Source organism: Amycolatopsis sp. NPDC048633 (assembly GCF_040650695.1).
Lineage (GTDB): Bacteria > Actinomycetota > Actinomycetes > Mycobacteriales > Pseudonocardiaceae > Amycolatopsis.
This window is the reverse complement of record NZ_JBEZHS010000005.1, coordinates 99731-119272: the sequence shown is the minus strand read 5'-3', so window position 1 is coordinate 119272 and position 19542 is coordinate 99731. Positions and strand designations below refer to the sequence as shown.

Below are 19542 nucleotides of genomic sequence, written 5' to 3'. Positions count from 1 at the left end.
CGCCATGACTTTCCAGCTCGAGTCCGTTCCCGAATCCACTGTGGACGAGATGAAAGAGATCAACGCGCGGCTCGCCGCCGCCGGACTCCCGGACCCCACCACCGCCGAAGGGCTGGCGGTGCTGCGCGGGACGACGTTCCAGGTTCCGGTGGCGACCGAGCTGACCCCGGTCGACCGGACGGCGTCCGGGCCCGCGGGCGAGGCGTCCGTGCGGATCATCCGGCCGGCCGGCCCGGTGCACGGCGTGGTTTTCCACGTGCACGGCGGCGGTTTCGTGCTCGGCGCGCCCACCGACGACGACGCGGTCAACGACCTGCTGGCCCGCACGGCCGGCGTCGCTGTGGTGTCTGCCCGCTACCGGCTCGCGCCGGAGCACCCGTTCCCGGCCCACCTCGACGACTGCCTCGCGGCGGCGGTATGGCTGGCCGGGGCGGTCGAAGAAGAATTCGGCACCGACCGGATCGTGGTGTCCGGGTATTCGGCGGGCGGGCACCTGGCGGTGCAGACGTTGCTGCGCCTGCGCGACGGGTTCCCCGAGCTGTTCCGGCGGTTCGTGGGGGCCAGCCTGGTGTTCGGGGTCTACGACCTGGCGCGGACGCCGAGCTCGCGCTCGGCCGCGCCGGACACCCCGGTGCTGCCGCCGCGGTGGATCGGCCAGTTCGTCGGGATGGCGTTCCCCGGGCTCGGCCAGGAGCAGCTGCGCGACGGCGATGTGTCCCCGCTGTATGCCGACCTGCACGGGATGCCGCCCGCGCTGTTCACGGTCGGGGACCGCGACCCGCTGCTGGACGATTCGCTGTTCATGGCCGCGCGCTGGCGGGCCGCCGGGGGAGCGAGCGAGCTGGCGGTGTGGCCGGAGTCGCCGCACGGCTTCGTCGGGATGACGCCGCCGACCGGGGTGCCGGCCCAGCGGCGGATCAACGACTGGGTGAAAGCACTGCTGAGCGAGGGGTAGCTCAGACCTGGTCGGTGGGGCGGATGACGATTTCGGCCACGGCCCGGCGACGCGGGCCGGTGACGATGTAGGCGACGGCTTCGGCGATGTCGTCGGCGGGCAGCTGTTCGACGTCGGCGAACCTGGCCACCATGCGTTCGTGCACAGCGGTCTGCTGGTGGCCGAGCAGTTCGGTCTGCACGAGGCCCGGTTCGACGACGGCGAAGCGGACGTTGCGCCGGGCGTACTCCTGGCGCCAGGCCTCGGTGGCGGCGGTGACGCCGAACTTGGTGGCGTTGTACACCGCGGCGTGGGGGATGACCCAGCGGCCGGCGATGGAGCTGATGTTGACCACGTCGGCGACCCGGCGCGGGCTGGTGGCGGCGGCCTCGACGAGGTGGGGCAGGGCGGCTTTGGTGACGTAGAGCAGCCCGTTGAGGTTGATGTCGACCATCCGCTGCCACTCGGTCAGCGGGGACGTGCCGGAGTCGCCGGTGAGCATCACGCCGGCCGCGTTGACGAGGGTGTCCAGCCGGCCGAGCCGTTCGACGGTGGTGGCGACGACGTCGGCGGCCGCGTCGGCGTCGGTCAGGTCGGCGGCCAGGGTGACCGCCTGGCCGCCCAGCTCGGCGATCTCCTTGGCGAGCGTGTCGAGGCGGTCCTGGCGGCGGGCGACGAGCACGACGGCGGCGCCGCGGCCGGCGAGCCGGCGGGCGGTGGCTCGGCCGATGCCGCTGCTGGCGCCGGTGACCAGGGCGACCGTCGAGGTGAGGGCGGTGGTGTCTTCCGCAATGGTGGGCATGGTTCTACTGTGCGTCGTGGTTCATGGGGGTGCCAGAGCGTGCTTATCCAGGTATCCGGGCCACCTGGTAACAGGCTCCGCGCGGTGGCACAGTGGGACGTATGACGACCTCCGTGCCGGCCGAGGCGACCGATGAGCAGGTCCGGCGGCGGGAGCTGGCGTCGTTCCTGCGCAGCAGGCGCGAACGCATCTCTCCCGAGCAGGCCGGGCTGCCGCTCACCGGCCGCAGGCGGACGCCGGGGTTGCGCCGCGAGGAGGTCGCGCACCTCGCCGGGATGGGCGTGACCTGGTACACGTGGCTGGAGCAGGGCCGGGACATCAAGGTTTCCGAGCAGGTGCTCGCCGCGATCGCGAGCACGCTGCGGCTCGATCCGCACGAGCGGGCCCACCTCTACACGCTGGCCGGGCACCCCGCGCCGCCGATGGACCGCGACTCCGCGGCCATTCCGGCCGCCGTGCTGGTGATGGTGCGTCAGCTCGAGCCGATTCCGGCCGCGGTGATCAACGCCCGGTTCGACCTGCTCGCCGGCAACCGCACCTACGAGCGGCTGGTCGGGGGCGTGGACCACCTGCCGTTCGAGGACCGCAACTGGCTGCTGCTGATGTTCACATCGCCGAGGTGGCGGGCGAGCGTGCTCGACTGGGAGGACGCCGCCGCGCGCCTGGTCGCCCGGTTCCGGTCCGGCATGGCGGACCACGCCACCGAGTCCGGGTGGAAGGGGCTGGTCAGGCGGTTGCGGCAGGAGTCACCGGAGTTCGAGCGCCTGTGGGAGCAGCACGACGTGCGTGGCCCGGAGAACTTCACGAAGCGCTTCCTGCACCCCGAGGCCGGCCTGCTGACGCTGGACTACACGCAGCTGTCCGTGGGCGAGCGTTCGGCGATCAAGCTCGTCACCTACACGCCGGTGGACGAGGAAACCTGGGCGAAAGTGCGGCTCCTGGGCGAGCGGGGTCCACAGTGACCGTCCGATGAGGACTTCCGGTCAGTCGGTGACGTACCACGCGCCGTTGCGCAGTTCCAGGACGGCGTCGCCCAGGTCGTGGTCGGTGAACTTGGCTCCGGCGCGCACCGCCTTGGCGGGGATCTCGGTCTTCGCTGTGCGCTCGGTGACGCTGCCCCGGTCCACCGTGGCGCTCTGCAGGGCTTTCCGCTGTGCCGCGGAGAACATCCGGAAGGTGATCGGGAGCGTCTGCTCGCAGGGCCCGAAGCCTTCGTCTTCCGCTTTCTTGGCGGCGGGCGCGGCGATTTCGCAGGCGGTGGCGACGTCTTCCTTGCCGACCGCGTGCAGGTAGGTCTCGTACCGCTCGACCGCTCCGGCGGCCGATTTCGCCGGGGTGGTGGTGGTTTGCGGTGCCGTCGCCGGAGTCGCCGGAGTCGCCGGAGTCGAGGGCGGCGCGGCCGAGGTGGGTGGCGGCGCGGTGCTCGACGACGCCGGGGCCGCCACGCCGTCTTCTCCGCCCGAACATCCGGCGATCAGCAGGATGACGCCTGTGGCCAGGAACGGTAGTGCGCGAGCCGGCATGGAACACCTTTCGAGTCGGGAAAACGGCTGCAGCATAAGTGACTGCGAGCGGGGCTGTGGGGTGGAACGGAAACTCCGGGCCGAACTGGCCGGATCCGGCCAGTGTCCTCGAATCGAGCATGACCAGCGGCCGCGAGCAGGAAGAAGTGACACTTTTGTGTGAACTGCTCCGCGCGTGGTCGACCCTCCGTTAGGGTGCAGCCCGTGGCCCCGATCGGGGTGAGAATCACTCGGGGGAAGGTACAAGCCCATGCGGCGAAATCTGGTTGTCGTGACGTGCCTGGCGGCGGTCGCCGTCGCCGGCTGCGGCGGGACCGACGGCGATCCGGGGGCGGCGCCGGGCGCACCGGGATCCGCCGCGCCGCCGGCCTCGGCCGCGCCCGAGGCCAAGACCGCCGACCCGCCGATGGCCTTCGCCGCCGGCGCGGCCGTCGCGTTGCCCGCCGGCGCACTGAGCTCCAACGTGGCCGGCCACGTCACCTCGACGTTCCTCACCTTGCGCGACCGCACCGGCTACGTCGTCACCCCCACCGCACTGAACGCGGTGGACGTGCTGACCGGCAAGGAAAAGTGGACCGTCGCGGTCGAGCGGGAACCCGGCGACCCGAACAACCAGCGCGGGCCGTTCGTCAACACCACCGGACCGCGCCCGCCCGTGGTCACCGACCGGCTCGCGGTCGCCGCCGTCCCGGTCGTCGTGCCGGAGAAAGGCACCACGCCGGCCTCCATCGCGCTGTCGGTGGTCGCCGCGGACCCGGACAAGGGCGTCAAGGCCTGGCAGGCCGACATCAAGGTGTCGGAGGACCAGTACGCCGACGCCGGCAACGCCGTCACCCAGGTCGTCGCCGTCACGGACAAGGCCGTCATCGCCCGCTACAGCCGCCAGGACGAGGAGCACGTGACGGTCGCGCTCGACCCCGCGAGCGGCAAGACCCTCTGGGAGCGCAAGGACTACGACGCCGGCAGCGTCCACGGCGACATCCTCGTCGGCACCGACCACAACGTGGCCGAGAACTCTTCGATGACCCAGGCCACCGCCGTGGACCTGGCCACCGGGCAGCAGAAGTGGGTGGGCGCCGCGAAGTCCTCGGAGCTCACCGCGATCCCGGCCGACCCGGCGCTGGTCGTGCTCACCCGGACCGACTACGGCAGCGGCGACTCGTCCCTGCTGTTCCTCGATCCCGCCACCGGCGCCGAGAAGCTGAAGCTCGACGGCGAGAAGTCCTTCGGCAGCTTGCCTTACGGCGACTGCTTTTACGACCAGCAGTCCGTGCTCGTGTGCCAGTCGGACGGCGTGCTCACCGGCTACGACGCCAAGACCGCGGGGAAGCTCTGGTCGCTGCCGGACCAGGCGGCCAACCGGGTGGCGCCCGGCCTCACCGTCGTGTGGCACGGCGCCCTCTACGGCGTCACGCAGGGAGGCCAGCCGATCGTGCTGGACGCCAAGACGGGCAAGGACCTGTCCGTCGACAATGTCGGCGCCGCCCCGGTCCTGGTCAGCAAGTACGCCGGGATCACCTTCGACAAGCAGCGCAACGCACCCGTGGCGTACCCGGTGGAGAAGTGATCGGGAGATGAACGACACCTGGCACGTGCCCGGGTACGCCGAAGTGGACGTGCTCGGCACCGGCGGTTTCGGGCGGGTCGTGCTGGCCAAGCACGAGGCCTCGGGGAAGATGGCGGCGATCAAGTACCTGCGCGCGGAGTTCCTCGCCGACGCGCGGATCGCGGACGGGTTCCGGCAGGAGGCGTGGCTGCTGTCCGGCGTGCGGAGCCCGCACGTGGTCCGGCTCTTCGACTTCGTCGAGACACCGCAGGGCGCCGCGCTGGTCATGGAGGCGGTGCCCGGCGTGTCGCTGCGCGCGCTGCTGGTGGCGGAGGACGTCCTGGCGCCCGAGGCGGCGCTGGCGATCCTGAAGGGCTCGCTGCTCGGCCTTGCCGCCGCGCACGCGGCCGGCGTGGTCCACCGGGACTACAAGCCGGGGAACGTGCTGGTGTCACGGGAGGGCGAGTCGAAGCTGGTCGACTTCGGACTGGCCACTTTGGACGGCCACAACGGACTGACCGCCGGTTCCCCGGCCTACATGGCGCCGGAGCAGTGGGCCGGTCACCCCGGCCGGCCCGCCACCGACGTGTACGCGGCCACGTGCGTGTTCTACCAGTGCATCACCGGGCGCCGGCCGTTCGAAGCGGAGACGAGCGAACAGCTGCGCACCCTGCACGGGGGAGCGCCGGTGCCGCTGGAATCGGTGCCCGAGGCGTTGCGCCCGCTGATCGCGCGGGGCATGGCGAAGGACCCGGCGTGGCGGCCGGCGACGGCGGAAGCCTTCGTGACCGAACTGGAAACCGTCGCCCGCAAGGCTTACGGGAAGAACTGGGAGAAGCGCGGCTGGAAGCGGCTGGCCACCTCGGCCGCGGCGCTGACGGCGCTGACGCCGTTGGCGCTCCTGACGGCCGCCGGCACCGCCGCCGCACCGGTCGCGGCGGCCGGAGCCGGGGCCGGCGTGACGGCCGCGGGCACCGGGACGGGCATGACCGCGGTGCTGGCGGGCAAGATCGCCATCGCGGTCGCGATCCTCGGCGGGCTCGTCGCCGGCGGGCTGGTGCTCTTCCCGCCCGGGGACGACGACCCGCCCGCCCCGCCGGCGGCGGCGCTGTCGGTCAACGTGCAGACCCTGTCCGGGCGGGACCCGGCGCTGCCGATCAGCCACGAGCTCCAGTACCCGCAGGTGTCCGGCGGCCCGGACGCCGCGGTCCGGCAACGGATCAACGACGCGTTGCGGGCGCCGGTCGACAAGCGGCTGAAAACCGTGCGGGACACCGTCGCGGACCCGAGCACGCTCGAGCGGATCCGGGAGGAGGGCGAAACGCCCGCGTTGCGCACGTCCGCGCGGGTCCTGCGGCAGACGCCGGACCTGCTTTCCGTGCGGTACGAGCACGATCTCGAATCGACGGTGCTGGGGCACACCACCTGGCGGTTCCCCGAAGCGTTGTCCGTCGACCTCGCCACGGGGCGGGTGCTGGGGCCGCAGGACGTGTTCCGGCCCGAGATCCTGACGGCCGCCGGCATGCGGACCCTGACCCAGCGGCTGACGCCGCACACGAAGAACGGTTTCTGCACCGTGCCCACGGTCGCCGGGGATCAGGAGAAGCAGGTCAGCATGGACGCGGCGGAGCGGCCCGGCGGCGGTGACCACGTGCCGGCGGCGACGTTCGGATTCACCGAGACCGGGGCCGAGTTCGAGATCCTGTGGTACGAGCTCGGCTGCGCGTCGGCGGACGGGAACGAGACCGTGGCGCTGCCGTACGAGGAGCTCGGCGACCTGCTGCAGCCGAAGTTCCTGACGATGCTGGGCAAGACGGCGCCGGCTGCTTCCTCGACACCACCGCCGACCTCGGGGCAGCCGGGTGCCGGGACCACGTACACGAACGCCCGTTTCGGGTTCACCACGCAGGTGCCGCCGGGCTACACCGCGTCGTCGTCGGTCCCGGAGAACGGCGACGGGATGATGTTCAGGAATGCCGCTCTCGGCGCGACGCTGACGGTGTGGGGAACCAACTCGGCAGGCCTCGGGCCGGCGGAGAAGCTGGCCCAGCTGGTCGCCGCGGTGGAAGGCAACGACGGCCGGGTGACCTTCCGCTCCGTCGACGCCGACGGCTACACGGCTTCCGGCTACCAGGGCGACGGCCGGATCTTCTACGAGCACGAGGCCAGCGGAGCCGGTTCGGCGGCCGGGCTGCGCTGGCTCTACCCGGCCGCCCACAAGGCGGAGCTCGACAAGCCGGTCACGGACACGGTGAAGGCCTTCAAGCCCGGCGACCTCTCCCAGCCGCACTGACCGCGCGGGCGCGTCGGCGAACGGCGGCGCGAATCGAGTAACGAGGCAATTGATCGAAACGACCACCTTCCTGTCGTTGCCTCTGTGAACGAAGGTGGTTGCCCGTGCACGACCAAGCGTCACTGGTGGTACCGGCGTGGCTGGGTCCGGACAAGATCTTCTTCTGGGACAAGGCGAACGCTTTCGACTTCGGGGTGTTCGCGCTGGATCGGACGTCTTTTGCCTTCGCGGACTCGGGTGGCCTTCGCCTCAGTGGGGCGATTGCCGGGGCCGCGTTCGACTGGCCCAAGATCTTCACCGGGGCCGCGATCCGGATCAAGCTCGATGGCGTGAAAAAGGTCGTCGCGTTCTCGCGCCCTTTTCCGGAGTCTCCCGGACCGGATCCGACGAGTGCCGAGCAGGCCGTGGAGGTGCTGGAAAAGATCGGAGAACTGCCGATGGGGGAGGTGGCTCAAGGTGTCACGGGAATCCTGTCGGGAGTCGTCAACGCGATCAACTCGGTCAACGAGCTGAAAGCCGGAAGGGTGGTGGGAACGAGGGTGCGAGGAATTCTCGAAGGCCAGATGCCGCCGCGGCGGTGAGGGGCTCGTACCCGACGTGACCGACGCCGTACCGACCGGATGGTATGTTGACGCCGTGATCGAAGCGGCGCGCCGGACCTGGCGATTCCTCGAGCCCTACCACGGAATGATCTACTTCGCCCCGGAAGCCGCGGCCGCCTACAAGGCGCTCGGGCTCACCGGCCGCGCCGGCTACTTCGCGTCGCGGTCGGCGGCGCTCGGTGCCGTCCCGGCGCCGGTCGTGGTCGCGACCTTCTACAACTTCAACCCCGTTCTCGTGGGGGAGTCGATCACCACCGCCTGGGCCACCACCGACCCGGCCGCTGTCCTCACCGCCCGCTACACCGCGGCCGACCAGGCCCTGCGCGGCGTCCTGGGCGACGCGATCAGCTCGCCCGGGATGCACCGGGCCGCCGCTCTCCTCCGTGCGGCCGCCGAGACGGTCACCGGCGACGTCACCGGCCGCCCGCTCTTCGCCGCCCACGCCGCCCTGCCGTGGCCCGCCGAGCCCCATCTGGTGCTGTGGCACGCGCAGACCCTGCTCCGGGAGTACCGCGGCGACGCGCACGTCGCCGCGCTGCTGACGGCCGGCCTGAGCGGCATCGAAGCCCTCGTCACCCACGCGGCCGCCGGGGCCGTGCCCGCCGAGACCCTGCGCACGTCCCGGGCCTGGTCCGAGGACGACTGGACCGGGGCCATCACCGGCCTCCGCGAGCGCGACTGGCTCACCGACGACTCCGCCCCGACGTTCACGCCCTCCGGCGCGGCCCGCCGAGCGGAGATCGAGAAGGCGACCGACGAGAACAGCGTCACCCCCTACGCCCACATCGGCGAGGCCGCCTGCGACGAACTGCAGACACTCGTGCGGCCGTTCAGCCGGGCGCTCGCGGAGAAGCTCATGCCGTGGGCGGTCGCGCGGCAGTAGCGGGGCTCTTGCTCAGGCTTTCGGCTCGTCCTCGATCACGCCGACCTGCTCCGGGTCCTCCGGAGCGGGCATGTGCCGGATGCTGTCGCTGCCCTTGTGGTCGTGGGCGCGGGTGTACCGGGAATCCAGTACCCGTCCCAGTTTGTGCGCCGCCCCGGCGTACGCGTCGTCCACAGTGGTCGCGTGGTGGGTGACCGCGACCGGTTGCTTGCCGCCGGGCCGCGCCTCGATCACGCACTTCTTGTCGTCCGGCTTGCCGCCGCCGTCCTCGCTGAGGTGCACCTCCACCCGGGTCAACCAGCCGCCGAACCGGGAGAGGCTGGTCTCCAGGTCGGTGGTCACAAAGGTGGCCAGTCGTTCGCCACCGTGGATGTTGTGGTCGGTGTTGACCTGGATCTGCACGAGCACCCTCCAAAGCGGGACAGCGATGAACTCGGTCAGTACCACGGGGGCGGCCGGCTCAAACCGGGGCGAGTCCGGCCAGCAGCAGGTCGATCAGCCGGCTCGCCAGGTCGCGCTGGTGCTCGTGGCCGCTGATGAGGGTGATGCCGCCGAGTGCCATCAGCGCGTCGGACGGGGAGACGTCCGCGCGGAAACGCCCGGCGGAGATGCCGGCGGTCAGCAGTTCGGTGACCGCGCCCGCGAGTGCTTCGCGGCTGTGCAGGCGAAGTCCCTCGCGGGTCGCGAGGATCGCCGGCAGCGCGTCGGCCATGCCCTGCTTGGTGAGCATGTAGTCGACGAACCGTTCCATCCACGTGCGCAGGGCCTCCACCGGCGGGAGCTCCTGGAGGAGGCTTGACGCCGAGTCGCACAGGAGATCGGTCCGGCTTCGGTAGGTGGCCTCGATCAGGTCCTCCCGGGTGGGGAACCGGCGGTAGAGCGTGCCGATGCCGACCCCCGCCTCGCGGGCGATCGCCTTCATCGAGGTGTCGGCGCCCTCGCGGGCGAACACCTGCGCGGACACCTCCAGCAGTCGCTCGTAGTTGGCCTGGGCATCGGCGCGAAGTGAGCGCGACATCAGTCCTCCTCCTTGCAAGCGGACGCGCATCCGCTTATGCTGAGGAGGTAAGCGGACGCGACTCCACTTACATCCTAGGGGAAGATTTCCGAGTGAAGGACAGGGTCATGACAGAACGCATCACCACGCCGTTCGGCGCCCAGTCGACCGCCGATGAGGTGATCGCGGGCGTCGACCTCACCGGACGTCGGGCGATCGTCACGGGCGGAGCGAGCGGCCTGGGTCGTGAGACCGCGCGCGTGCTGGCGTCGGCGGGGGCGGACGTCACCATCGCGGCGCGCAACCTCGACGCGGCCACGCAGGCCGTGCAAGAGATCGGCAACCCGAACGTCCACGCGGCCCGGCTGGACCTCGCCGACCTCGCGTCGGTCGCCGGGTTCGTCGAGAGCTGGACCGGTCCGCTGCACATCCTGGTCGACAACGCGGGCGTCATGGCGAGTCCCGAGCAGCGCACGCCCGAGGGCCGCGAACTCCAGTTCGCCACGAACCACCTCGGGCACTTCGCGCTCACCGTGGGCCTCCACGACGCGCTCGCGGCTGCCGGAGACGCCCGGGTCGTGGTGCTGAGCTCGGTCGGGCACGTCAACGGACCCGTCCGCTTCGACGACCTCGACTTCGTCAAGGAGCCCTACGACCCGTGGTTGGCCTACGCGCAGTCGAAGACGGCCAACATCCTCTTCGCGGTCGAGGCGGCCAAGCGGTGGGCCGGTGACGGCATCACGGTGAACGCGCTCAACCCCGGCCGGATCTGGGAGACCAACCTGGGCCGTCACATCGACGCCCCGCCGCCGACCTTCGATCCCTCGGGCCAGACCGGCGTGTCGGAGAAGAACATCGCGCAGGGGGCCGCGACCTCGGTACTGCTGGCCGCGTCCCCGCTCGTCAAAGGCGTCACGGGCACCTACTTCGAGGATTGTCAGGAGGCTGAGCCGTTCACGCCCGGCGTCCGCCGGGGCGTCGCGGACTACGCTCTCGACCCCGGCAACGCGCGCCGGCTGTGGGACCTCTCGGTCAAGCTGACCGGCGTCGGCGGGTGAGCGGAGACCTTGCGGGCGCGTCCGTATGCTCCACGGCGATGAACGCGCCACGCCGGGGGAAGCCGATGTTCGTGCGCACGGCCACGATCGAAACCGTGCCGCAGGCGGAGGTGACCGTCTCCACCTACCGGGACGCCGCACTCGGGCCGATCACCATCGGCGAGGTCGCGTTCCAGGACGAGCTGCGGCTCGAGACCGACGACGTCGGCACCGGGTTCTACGTCCACCTGCCGATCACCGGCCGGTTCGAGTCCCGGCACCGCGGCGTCGACCTGATCGTCACCAACCAGTCCTCGGCCGTGTACGTGCCCGGCGGCGGGGAGTTCGCCGCGCGGTGGCCGGCCGGCTACCGCGCCCTGTGCGTGCGGATCGACCTGCCGGCCGTGGAGTCCGCGCTGGCTCGGCTGGTCGGCGACCGCACCTCGGGCCGCGTCACCTTCGACCCGGTGATGAACACCCGGGACGGCTACGGCCGCGGCTGGGCCGACCTGCTGTTCTCCGTCAACCGGCAGCTGTCGGTCGCGGGCGGGCTGCTTTCCCAGCCCCTCGTCGCGGCGCCGCTCGCCGAGAGCATGCTCAACGGCTTCGTGCTCGCCGCGTCCCATTCCCACGCCGAGGCGCTCGCGGGCCCGGTCGTCGCCGCGCGGCCGGCGTCGGTCCGCGCCGCCATCGATCTCATCGAATCGGATCCGCGGGCGCCGCTCACGCTGACCGTGCTGGCGACGCGGTGCGGGGTCGGCCCGCGCACCCTGCAGAAAGGGTTCCAGCAGCACCTCGGGATGTCGCCGATGGAGTACGTCCGCGACGTCCGGCTGCGCCGGGCGCACGAGGAGCTGCGCGCCGCGGACCCGTCCGCCGAGTCGGTCGCCGGCGTGGCCCGCCGCTGGGGCTTCACCCACCTCGGCCGGTTCGCCGCCGCGCACGAGGCCAAGTACGGCCAGAAACCGCTGCGTACGCTTCGCGGATAGCCGGCTGCGCATCCTGGACAGTTTCCTTGTGTGCGAGCGTTTCCCTGCTAGCTTCCGCGGCACGGAAGTGATCCGGAACCATTCGGGAAAGCGAGCCATGAGCAACGAACCCCTTGCCGACGTGCGCGACATGTATATGGCGCACACCATGTTCCGCCGGGAGATCGGCCTCGCCTCGGCGTTGATCCGCGGCGTGGCCGACGGAGACGTCGAGCGCGCCGCGATCGTCGCCGACCACATGCAGCTCGTGGACACCGTCCTGCACCACCACCACGAAGGTGAGGACGAGCACCTGTGGCACCGCCTGCTCGACCGGGCCGGTGCCGACGCCGAGCCCGTCGTGCAGGTGATGGCGGAGCAGCACGGAGCCATCGACAAGCTGCTGGACGAGGTGCGCACCGAACTCGCGCTGTGGCGCGACAGCGCCGACCCGGTGCAGGGCGAAGCGCTCGCCGAATCGGTGACCCGGCTGCACGAGCGGCTCGTCGAACACCTCGCCGTCGAGGAAGAGAAAGCGCTTCCTCTCATCGGGAAGCACATCACGGCCGCCGAGTGGGGGCAGATGATCGCCGCCAGTGCGGCCGACGTCGCGCCGGAGCGGATGCCGCTGATATTCGGGCTGATGGCCTACGAGGCCGACCCCGGCACCGTCCGGGACATCGTCGCGTCGATGCCGCCCGAGGTCGGTTCGGTCATCGGGGACCTGGCCGCCGAAGCCTTCGTGGCGCACGCGCAGCGGGTGCACGGCACCGCCACGCCCGAGCGCGTCGGGGGAGCACAGTGACCGCGCACGAGGTGAAGTTCGGTGCCCTGCTCGAGCCGCCCGCGGAGCGCCCGCAGGACGTCGTCGGACTGGCCGAGCTGATGGAGGAACTGGGGTACGACGTCGTCACCCTGTCCGACCACCCGTACTGGCCCGAGCGGCTGGACACCATCGCGCTGCTGGCGGCGATCGTGGCCCGGACGACGCGGATCACGGTGCTGCCCAACCTCCTCAACCTCCCGCTGCGCCCGCCCGCCGTGCTGGCCCGCACCGCGGCGACACTCGACATCCTCAGCGGCGGCCGCTTCGAACTCGGCCTCGGCACCGGCGCCCAGCAGATGTGGGACGGCATCGTCGCGGAAGGCGGCCCGCGCCGCACCGCCGGCGAGTCGATCGAGGCCCTCGAAGAAGCCGTCCACGTCATCCGTGCACTGTGGACCTCGAAGGCGGACGTCGAGTTCGCGGGCAAGCACTACCAGCTTTCCGGCGCCAAGCCCGGCCCGGCGCCCCGGCACGAGATGAGCATCTGGTTCGGCGCCTACCAGCCGCGGTTGCTGCGCCTGACCGGCGCCATCGGCGACGGCTGGATCCCGAGCTCGCCGTACTTCCCGCCGGAAGCACTGCCCGCGGCCAACAAGGTCATCGACGAGGCCGCGCTGGCCGCCGGCCGCGCACCCGCGAGCATCCGCCGCGGGTACAACATCGAAGGCCGGTTCGACGCCGGCCCCGGGTTCCTGCAGGGGACGCCGTCGGTGTGGGCCGAACAGCTGGCCGAGGTGGCGCTGAACCACCGGATCGACACGTTCTTCCTCTACCGCGCCGATTCGGCGGACGTCCTCCGCCGGTTCGCCGCCGAGGTCGTGCCGGCCGTCCGCGAGCTGGTGGCCCAGGCCTGATTCGAAGCAGAGGCCCGGTCCGGTGCTGTCGGCACCGGACCGGGCCCTGCGGATTCCGGCCGAAGGGGTCAGCCGAAGTTCACGTCACTGCACCACATGTAGGTCTGGTCCTGGTGGGACGCCTGCCAGATGGTGAACACGACGTGGTGTCCCGTGTAGGCGCCCGACGTCTGGACGGTGAACGTGATGTCCTTGGCCGGGGCGTACTTGCCGGTCTGGGTGATGAAGTCGAGGTTGCCCCAGCCGAGTTGCTGGGTGGTGGGGTCGAACCCGTTCTTGCTGATGTAGACCCGGAGATAGTCGGCCCCGTGGCTGGCCTGGTCGTAGAGGTGCATCGAGAAGCTGCTGCCCAGGCTGGTGGTCCGCCACGGGCCGGTGGTGTTCAGGGAGTTGTTGCGCGACAGGGCGTTGCTGCAGAGCTGGCCATCGGGCGTCGCGCCCTGGAAGTTGCCGCCGAGCCCGTCCCGCAGCGCGCTCATCCAGTTCCACATCGTGTCGGCGTTGGCCTGGAAAGCCTGCCAGCACATGGGGTCCTGCTGCTGCATGGCCGGGTTGGTGTGCTGGCTGCCCCAGTCCTGCCAGCACTGGTAGGCGCGGGTGGCGGGGCCGACGATGGTGCCGTGTGCCGAGGCCGCCGGCACCCAGAGGAACAACCCGGCTAGAGCGGCGACGAGCACGGCGATGACGCTCCGCCGGCGGGTGGTGGTCCGTGTACGCATGAATGGGCCTCCAGTCGTGGGGTGAGTGGTGGTGACCATTGGGAGCGCTCCCAGCGTGCGTCACAGGGTATCCGTGATCCGGAAAAACTTCAACGAACCGGACATCGGTGATGGTTGGTCTGTTCCCCACGGGAAGATGGCACTTGACCGGACATTTGCTCAATTGTACGGTCAAATCATGCCTGACGCCTTGCACCTGCGGATCAAGCGGGTGATCGAAGAGCAGATCCACTCCGGGGCGCTGCCCGCCGGAGCGCGGCTGCCGACCGAGAAGGACCTGTGCGAGCAGTACGGCGTCAGCCGCGCCACCGCCCAGCGCGTGCTCAACGACCTCGCGAAAGCGGGCTTGGCCGTGCGCCGGCGGCGGCACGGCACCTTCGTCGCCGACGGCGTGCGCCAGGTCAACCTGCTCAACTTCGTCGTGCCCGGGACCGCCGAGAAGGGGGCTCCGGGCCGCCACGAGATCGTGTCCGCGCGGATCACCACGGCCGGCGACGCCGTGCTCGCCCTGCCCGGCGCGGAGCCGGACACCGCGGTGGTGGAACTGGTCCGCCGCAAGCTGGACCTGCGCGAACGGCCGCAGTCGATCGAGCGGCACGTCGTGCTCTTCTCGGTGGCTCCCGACCTGCTGGACGAGGACCTCGAGCACCTCGTGAGCCTGGCGTACCTGCGGCGCCGGGGCGTGCCGGTCGACACGATCCGGCTCTACCTCGACCCGGTGAGCCTCGACGAGCACGACGCGGAGCTGCTGGACAGCGAGCCGGGCACGGCCACCATGCGGCGACGCCGGGAGCTGCGCGTCACCGACGGGACCGTCGTCGAGGTGGTCACGGCGACCGTCCGCCCGGGCACCGCGGAGTTCTTCGTCGAGCTGCCCGCCTCGGCCGTGTGAGCACCCTCGGAAAGGAAGGTTCGAAGATGAAGGTCGTCGTGGTCGGAGCCGGCGTGCTGGGCACCGGTGTCGCCCGGGCGCTCGCGGTCGCCGGCGCGGAAGTGCTGCTGCTGGACCGGCGGGGAGCGGGCGCCGGGACGACGTCGACGACGTTCGCGTGGACCAACGCGAACCGGAAGCTCGACCCGGCCTACCACCGGCTGAACGTCGCGGGGATGACCGAGCACGCGGAGCTCGCCCGGCAGCTCCCCGGCCCGCCCTCGTACTTCCCCAGCGGCGCCTTGCACTGGGCGAACTCCGCGAGCGCGCCCTGGCTCGCGGACAACGTCGACCGGTTGTCGGCCCTCGGATATCCGGTGCGCTGGGTCGAGCGCGACGAAGCGACGCGGATCGCCGGCGCCCTCCGGATCCCGGCGGACGCGGTGTCGTTCGCGCACTTCCCCACCGAGGGGTACGTCCTGCCGGACCGGCTGCCGGCGAACCTGCTCACGGACGCCGAGCGGCACGGCGCGACCTTCGCGATCGGCGAGGTCGTCGCCGTCGGCGACGGTCCGGCCGGAGTGTCCGTCACGCTGGCCGGCGGCGAAGTGCACGAGGCCGACCGGGTCGTCCTGGCGACCGGCCGCTGGAGCGAGCGGCTCGCCGCGGGCGCCGGGATCGACCTGCCCATGCTGACGGACGTCGAGCCGGGATCGCCGAGCATCGGGCTGCTCGGCTACGTGCGGGCGCCCGGGATCGACCTGCGCTGCGTGGTCCACTCGCCGATGCTCAACCTGCGCCCCGCCGCCGACGGGCACACCGTCGTGCAGGCGCTCGACCTGAACGCCGCCGTGGACCCCGCCGACCCGCCGGCCCCGGACGGGCCGATCGCGCGCACGATCGCCCGGCGGCTGTCGGCGCTGCTGCCCGACCATGCGCCGGCCCCGGAAATCGACCTGCGGGTCGGGTTTCGTTCTTTGCCCGCGGACGGCCACACGATCGCCGGCTACGCCTCGCCGAGGGTCTACTGCCTCGTCTCGCACAGCGGCGTCACCCTGGGGCCGCTCCTGGGCCGCCTGGTCGCGACCGAGCTCGTGACCGGCCGCGGCGAAGACCTCCTCGACGCGTTCCGCCCCACCCGGTTCGCCGGCCGGCGGCGCGCGGACTTCGAGGCCGACCAGCACGCCACCCGGCTGGGTGAGCAATAAGTCCCCACCACGGAAGGCCGATCGGGATGACGGAAACGCAGCGAAGCACCACCGGTCCCAAAACCGGGATGACCCTCCTCTTCCGCGTCATCGGCGCGATCGAACGCGCGGGGAACAAGCTCCCGCACCCGTTCTGGCTGTTCTGGATCCTGGCCGCGGTGCTGGCGGTCACCAGCCTCGTGCTGGCCCTGGCCGGCGTCCACGTCACCCTGCCGAAGACCGGCGAGGTCGTCGAGGTCAAGAACCTCCTTTCGCTGGACGGGATCGGCTTCGCCGCGAAGTCCGCATTGGACAACCTCGCGAAGTTCCCGCCGCTGGCGGTCATCCTCGTCATGCTGCTCGGGGTGAGCGTCGCCGAGAAGAGCGGCCTGCTCGAGGCCCTCCTGCGGATCACGGTGGTCCGCCTCCCGGCGCGCTGGGTGACGTTCGCGATCGCGTTCAGCGGGATGATCGCGCACATCATGAGCGACTCCGCGTACCTCGTGATGATCCCGTTGGGGGCGCTCGCTTTCCGCGCGGCCGGCCGCAGCCCCGTGCTCGGCGTGATGGTCGCCTACGTCGCGGTGTCGGCGGGGTTCAACGCGAGCCCGCTGGTCACCCCGTCCGACGCCATCCGGTCGTCGCTGACCGCCGCGGCGGCGAAGACCGTCGACCCGGGCTACGTGGTGACGCCCGTCGCCACGTACTTCTTCTCCGCGGTGTCGTCGGTGGTCCTGGCGGGGCTCATCACCCTGGTGGTCGAGCTCGTCCTGGCCAAGCGGCCCGAGTTCGCGCCGTCGGAAGAGGACGGCGACCCGGCCGCGGACGCCCCGGCCATCAAGCTCACCGCCGTGGAACGCCGGGCGATGAAGGTGACCGCCGGCGTGTTCGTGCTGTTCGTGGCGGTGGTCTCGGTGCTGCTGGTGCTGCCGGGCTCGCCGCTGATGGGCGGCGGCGGCATCGTGCAGTCGGTGGTGGTGGTGAACATCAGCGTGTTCATCGCCCTGCTGTTCGCGGTCCTGGGCTTCGGCTACGGCCGGATCACCGGGACCATCCCGTCACTGTCGGACATCCCGGTGATCATGGCCGGGGGAGTGGCCAAGATCGCTCCGGTGATCGTGCTGTTCTTCGCCGTCTCGCAGTTCCTGGCCTACTTCACGTGGACCGGCATCGGGTCGGTCGTGGCGGTCGGGGGCGCGGACCTCCTGCGCTCGCTGAACGCGCCGCACCTGGTGGTGCTGCTCGCCATCGTGCTGGCCGTCGCCCTGCTCAACATGCTCGTGACCAGCGGGTCGGCGATGTGGGCGATCCTCGCGCCGATCCTGGTGCCGATGATGATGTACCTGCAGGTGCGCCCGGAAGCGGCGATGGGCGCGTTCATGATCGGCGACTCGGTCACCAACGCGGTGACGCCGATGAGCCCGTACTTCGTGCTGGCCCTGGGATTCGTGCAGCAGTACCGGAAGAACGCGGGGATCGGGACCCTGATGTCCTTCACCGTGCCGATCGCGTTCGTCTTCCTGATCGCCTGGTCGGCGTTGTTCGCGCTCTGGTACGGCCTGGGGATTCCGCTGGGTCCCGGGGTTTCCCTCCGGTAGGACACGCCGCTCACCGACCGCCCGCCGAGGCGCCTTCACGGGGCCGGGCACTTCCACTACGCTGGGTGCGATCTTCGTCACCGGAGCAAGGAGATGGTCGTGTCAGCCGAGGCGGGGGCCGGTGCGAACACGCCGGTCGGAGTGGATCCGGGCCGGGCCAGCATCGCGCGGATGTACGACTACGTGCTGGGCGGCAAGGACCACTACCAGGTCGACCGGGACGAGCTGGACCGGCTGCGGCAGGTGATGCCCGAGGTCGCGGACCTGGCGCTGGAGAACCGCCGGTACCTGGTCCGGGTCTGCCGCTTCCTCGCCGAGCGGGCGGGCGTCGACCAGTACCTCGACTGCGGGTCCGGCCTGCCGACGACGGAGAACGTGCACCAGGTCGTGCAGCGCGTCGAGAAGCTGTCCAAGGTCGTCTACGTCGACAACGACCCGGTCGTCGTCGCGCACGGCCGGGCGCTGCTCGAGGAGAACGACCGGACCCGGTTCATCGCCGGTGACATCTTCGAGCCCAAGACGATCCTCGGCCACGACGTCGTGCGGGACCACCTCGACTGGTCGCGGCCGATCGCGTTGATGTTCGTGGCGACGCTGCACCACTTCAAGGGCGACCGGGGCCGTCCGGCCGAGATCATGCGCGAGTACGTCGAGGCGCTCCCGCCGGGTTCGTACGTCGCCCTTTCGCACTTGTTCGACCCGGGTGACGGCGCCGACCACGAGACGATGGCGACGTTCCAGGAGGCCGTCGCCCGCGGGTCGCTCGGCGGGGCGACCGCGCGGACCGAGGCCGAGATCAAGGAGCTGCTGCCCGGCCTGGAGCTGGTGCCGCCCGGCATCGTGCTGCTGGCGAACTGGTGGTCGGACGGGCCGAACCTGCAGCCGCTGAACTCCGCCCAGCGGTTGATCGCCGGGGTCGTCGCCCGCAAGCCCTGACCGGCCGCGCGCTGGTCACGGGCGGGCTGACAGACTCGGGTCGTGATCCTGGGATACATCCTCGCCGTGCTGGCTGCCGTCGCCTCGGGCAGTGGCTCGATCCTGGAGTCGGCCGGGGTCCGGCGGGCCGGTGCCTACGGTGGCTCGCCCCAGGACCTGGTCGCGCTGCGCCGTCAGCCGCTCTACTTCCTCGGGGTGGGCGTCGACCTGCTCGGGTTCGTCTTCGCCGCCGCCGCGCTGCACCGCCTGCCGCTGTTCCTGGTCCAGTCGGTGCTCGCGTTCAGCGTCGGCGTGACCGCGACGATCTCCGCGATCCTCGGCGTCCGGCTGGTGGGCGCCGGGTGGGCCGCGCTCGGGGTCGGTGCGACGGGCCTGGTCCTGCTCGGCCTGTCGGCGGATCCGACCGCCGCGCAGCCGCTCTCGACCGGGTGGAAGCTGGTGCTGGTGGGCGTGGCGGTGGTGATCGCGGCGATCGCGTTCATCGCCCAGCGCAGTGTCGGGCGGCGCTGGGCGCCGATCGTGCTCGGGTTCTGCGGTGGGCTGGGGTTCAGCTGCGTCGGGATCGCGGCGCGGACGCTCGACGCGTCCGGGCCGATCTGGCGCCTCGCCCTGGAGCCGGCGCTCTGGGCGATGATCGCCAACGGGCTCGTCGCGGCGGTGGCGTTCGCGATGGCCCTGCAACGCGGCCGGGCGACGGCGGTCACCGCCATCGTGTTCACCACCAACACGGCGGTGTCCTCGCTCATCGGCGTGGTGGTGCTGGACGACCGGGTCCGGGAGGGCTTCACGGCCGCGGCGGCGGTGGGCTTCGTCCTGGCCGTCGCCGGGGCGATCGGCACCGCGCACTACGCGGCCGCCCACCGGACGACCACCGCCTGAGGTCGCGCTTCACGGCTCTCGCGTTTCGCCGGCTCCGGCGCCCCCGGAGGTCATGCGGCGGAGCCCACCGGCGGTCGGCGTGTCGGG

The 19542-nt window shown here is 71.3% G+C and carries 20 protein-coding genes; 15 read left to right on the top strand and 5 right to left on the bottom strand.

Going from position 1 to position 19542, the window contains the following annotated elements; translation table 11 throughout:
- Positions 1 to 4 precede the first annotated feature (4 nt).
- Complete coding sequence (locus tag AB0C38_RS13095; RefSeq protein WP_360671287.1) at positions 5 to 955, top strand: alpha/beta hydrolase; 951 nt, start codon at positions 5 to 7, stop codon at positions 953 to 955.
- Between the two features lies 1 nt (position 956).
- On the opposite strand, the gene AB0C38_RS13090 is transcribed toward AB0C38_RS13095, so the two are convergent.
- Positions 957 to 1736: an SDR family NAD(P)-dependent oxidoreductase gene (locus AB0C38_RS13090; protein WP_360671284.1), complete on the bottom strand. Its 780-nt coding sequence runs from the start codon at positions 1734 to 1736 to the stop codon at positions 957 to 959.
- A 101-nt stretch (positions 1737 to 1837) separates the two neighbouring features.
- On the opposite strand from AB0C38_RS13090, the gene AB0C38_RS13085 reads away from it, so the two are divergent.
- Entirely contained in the window at positions 1838 to 2698 is an 861-nt protein-coding gene (locus AB0C38_RS13085) for a helix-turn-helix transcriptional regulator (protein ID WP_360671281.1), read from the top strand.
- Between the two features lie 21 nt (positions 2699 to 2719).
- Here AB0C38_RS13085 and AB0C38_RS13080 read toward each other — a convergent pair whose 3' ends face one another.
- Positions 2720 to 3259 (bottom strand): hypothetical protein, encoded by a 540-nt coding sequence (locus AB0C38_RS13080; RefSeq protein WP_360671278.1) that lies wholly within the window; start codon positions 3257 to 3259, stop codon positions 2720 to 2722.
- A gap of 250 nt (positions 3260 to 3509) precedes the next feature.
- Between AB0C38_RS13080 and AB0C38_RS13075 the strand changes: the two genes are divergently transcribed.
- The 4 genes from AB0C38_RS13075 (at position 3510) to AB0C38_RS13060 (ending at position 8583) form a co-directional block, all read left to right on the top strand.
- Entirely contained in the window at positions 3510 to 4826 is a 1317-nt protein-coding gene (locus tag AB0C38_RS13075) for a PQQ-binding-like beta-propeller repeat protein (RefSeq protein ID WP_360671275.1), read from the top strand.
- Between the two features lie 7 nt (positions 4827 to 4833).
- Positions 4834 to 7098, top strand: coding sequence for a protein kinase (locus AB0C38_RS13070; protein WP_360671272.1), 2265 nt, complete (start codon positions 4834 to 4836; stop codon positions 7096 to 7098).
- 104 nt (positions 7099 to 7202) lie between these two features.
- Complete coding sequence (locus tag AB0C38_RS13065; protein WP_360671269.1) at positions 7203 to 7679, top strand: hypothetical protein; 477 nt, start codon at positions 7203 to 7205, stop codon at positions 7677 to 7679.
- 55 nt (positions 7680 to 7734) lie between these two features.
- The gene (locus tag AB0C38_RS13060) at positions 7735 to 8583 is read left to right on the top strand and encodes a hypothetical protein (RefSeq protein ID WP_360671266.1); all 849 of its coding nucleotides are present in this window, start codon (positions 7735 to 7737) and stop codon (positions 8581 to 8583) included.
- 12 nt (positions 8584 to 8595) lie between these two features.
- On the opposite strand, the gene AB0C38_RS13055 is transcribed toward AB0C38_RS13060, so the two are convergent.
- Both AB0C38_RS13055 and AB0C38_RS13050 read right to left on the bottom strand, forming a co-directional pair.
- Entirely contained in the window at positions 8596 to 8985 is a 390-nt protein-coding gene (locus tag AB0C38_RS13055; RefSeq protein ID WP_360671263.1) for an HPF/RaiA family ribosome-associated protein, read from the bottom strand.
- A 58-nt stretch (positions 8986 to 9043) separates the two neighbouring features.
- Positions 9044 to 9601 carry a TetR/AcrR family transcriptional regulator gene (locus AB0C38_RS13050; RefSeq protein WP_360671260.1) on the bottom strand — a complete coding sequence of 186 codons (558 nt, stop codon included), beginning with the start codon at positions 9599 to 9601 and terminating at the stop codon, positions 9044 to 9046.
- A 107-nt stretch (positions 9602 to 9708) separates the two neighbouring features.
- On the opposite strand from AB0C38_RS13050, the gene AB0C38_RS13045 reads away from it, so the two are divergent.
- The 4 genes from AB0C38_RS13045 to AB0C38_RS13030 all read left to right on the top strand — a co-directional run bounded on the left by AB0C38_RS13045 (position 9709) and on the right by AB0C38_RS13030 (position 13265).
- Positions 9709 to 10638, top strand: a complete 930-nt coding sequence (locus AB0C38_RS13045; RefSeq protein WP_360671257.1) for an SDR family NAD(P)-dependent oxidoreductase — start codon at positions 9709 to 9711, stop codon at positions 10636 to 10638.
- 38 nt (positions 10639 to 10676) lie between these two features.
- Positions 10677 to 11606, top strand: coding sequence for an AraC family transcriptional regulator (locus tag AB0C38_RS13040; RefSeq protein WP_360671254.1), 930 nt, complete (start codon positions 10677 to 10679; stop codon positions 11604 to 11606).
- A gap of 97 nt (positions 11607 to 11703) precedes the next feature.
- Positions 11704 to 12390 (top strand): hemerythrin domain-containing protein, encoded by a 687-nt coding sequence (locus AB0C38_RS13035; RefSeq protein ID WP_360671252.1) that lies wholly within the window; start codon positions 11704 to 11706, stop codon positions 12388 to 12390.
- Positions 12387 to 13265, top strand: a complete 879-nt coding sequence (locus AB0C38_RS13030) for an LLM class flavin-dependent oxidoreductase (protein ID WP_360671249.1) — start codon at positions 12387 to 12389, stop codon at positions 13263 to 13265. The genes AB0C38_RS13035 and AB0C38_RS13030 overlap by 4 nt, the downstream gene beginning before the upstream one ends.
- A 68-nt stretch (positions 13266 to 13333) precedes the next feature.
- Here the strand turns inward: AB0C38_RS13030 and AB0C38_RS13025 are convergent, their stop codons facing one another.
- Positions 13334 to 13984 carry a lytic polysaccharide monooxygenase gene (locus AB0C38_RS13025; RefSeq protein WP_360671246.1) on the bottom strand — a complete coding sequence of 217 codons (651 nt, stop codon included), beginning with the start codon at positions 13982 to 13984 and terminating at the stop codon, positions 13334 to 13336.
- Between the two features lie 178 nt (positions 13985 to 14162).
- Here AB0C38_RS13025 and AB0C38_RS13020 point away from each other — a divergent pair, with 178 nt between their 5' ends.
- The 5 genes from AB0C38_RS13020 (at position 14163) to AB0C38_RS13000 (ending at position 19455) form a co-directional block, all read left to right on the top strand.
- Positions 14163 to 14876 carry a GntR family transcriptional regulator gene (locus AB0C38_RS13020; RefSeq protein ID WP_360671244.1) on the top strand — a complete coding sequence of 238 codons (714 nt, stop codon included), beginning with the start codon at positions 14163 to 14165 and terminating at the stop codon, positions 14874 to 14876.
- A 26-nt stretch (positions 14877 to 14902) separates the two neighbouring features.
- On the top strand, positions 14903 to 16063 hold the full coding sequence (locus AB0C38_RS13015; protein WP_360671241.1) for an FAD-binding oxidoreductase: 1161 nt from the start codon (positions 14903 to 14905) through the stop codon (positions 16061 to 16063).
- A 68-nt stretch (positions 16064 to 16131) separates the two neighbouring features.
- Positions 16132 to 17640 (top strand): AbgT family transporter, encoded by a 1509-nt coding sequence (locus tag AB0C38_RS13010; protein WP_360671238.1) that lies wholly within the window; start codon positions 16132 to 16134, stop codon positions 17638 to 17640.
- Positions 17641 to 17739: 99 nt separating this feature from the next.
- Entirely contained in the window at positions 17740 to 18576 is an 837-nt protein-coding gene (locus tag AB0C38_RS13005) for an SAM-dependent methyltransferase (protein WP_360671236.1), read from the top strand.
- 42 nt (positions 18577 to 18618) lie between these two features.
- On the top strand, positions 18619 to 19455 hold the full coding sequence (locus tag AB0C38_RS13000) for a hypothetical protein (RefSeq protein WP_360671233.1): 837 nt from the start codon (positions 18619 to 18621) through the stop codon (positions 19453 to 19455).
- The last annotated feature ends 87 nt before the right edge of the window (positions 19456 to 19542 follow it).